We start from the raw sequence: 1,045 nt of genomic DNA on the forward strand, positions 1-1,045 counted from the left end.
GGGGTTATCAAGCATCTGGTCGTACTGCTTCTTGATCGGAATGTTCACGCCGACCGCAGAGACACCATCCTCCCGCGCCTTTGGTCCGAACGAAATGAACTTGTTATACAAGTTCGCGTAATCGCGTTCGACCACCCGCACATGCGGGAAGGACTTGCCCGGTACAGGCTTGCACTCGCCCTCGGCCCAGTCGAGAATCTCGGGCTGAGCCAGCTCGTCGGGCGTATCGTGCATCAGCGGCTGAACGACCACGTCACGCACCGGCTTGGAGAAGGCCAGCGGAGACAGTTCGCTCACCTTCTTGGAGATCAGCTTGAAGATCTCCCAGTCCGTCTTGGACTCCCACACCGGCGGAACCGCTTGTCCCAGCACATGCAGGAACGAGTGCAGGTCCGTCGTGTTGAGGTCGTTCTTCTCGTACCAGAACGCCGTCGGCAACACGATGTCGGAATACAGCGATGTCGTGTTCATACGGAAGTTCAAGTCGACGACCAAGTCGTACTTTCCGCGAGGTGCCGTGTCCCGATACTTCACCCTTTGCGTCTTACCCTTGGCACGATCCTCGGCAATCGAGTTATCGTGAGCACCGAGATAGTGACGCAGGAAGAACTCGTGACCCTTGGCGCTCGACTGGATCGCGTTACCGCGCCAGATGAACCACATCCGAGGCCAACTCTCCTCGGCATCAGGATCATCGATAGCAAAGTTCACCTTCTTGCTAGTCACCTGATCGACAACGTGAGTCACGATGTCCGCACTGCTCTTCGCACCCGCACGCTCCGCCTCAGCAGCCAATTCAATCGGGTTACGATTAAAGTGTGGCGTAAACGGCATCCAGCCGCAACGAACCGACTTCGCCTCGAGGTCAATCGCGTGACCCTTGGCCCATCGCGGGTTCGGAGCCGTCAGGCCATACTCGGTGAACTCCTGCTCGTAGCGCCACTGGCAGCTATGGGCATAGTGCCAGGTCGAGGACTGCACGACGCGCGGCGGCTTGGTCCAATCCAAAGCCATAGCAATGGTGTTCCAAGGAGCCACCGGCGCC

At 58.5% G+C, this 1,045-nt stretch carries 1 protein-coding gene; it reads right to left on the reverse strand.

From position 1 onward, the window contains the following. Positions 1 to 1,014: molybdopterin-dependent oxidoreductase (locus NWI01_RS18590; RefSeq protein ID WP_244613906.1), on the reverse strand; the 1,014-nt coding region annotated here is incomplete at its 3' end. Between the last annotated feature and the right edge of the window lie 31 nt (positions 1,015 to 1,045).

Origin of the sequence: Nitrobacter winogradskyi, from assembly GCF_006539545.1 — a bacterium.
Lineage (GTDB): Bacteria > Pseudomonadota > Alphaproteobacteria > Rhizobiales > Xanthobacteraceae > Nitrobacter > Nitrobacter winogradskyi_A.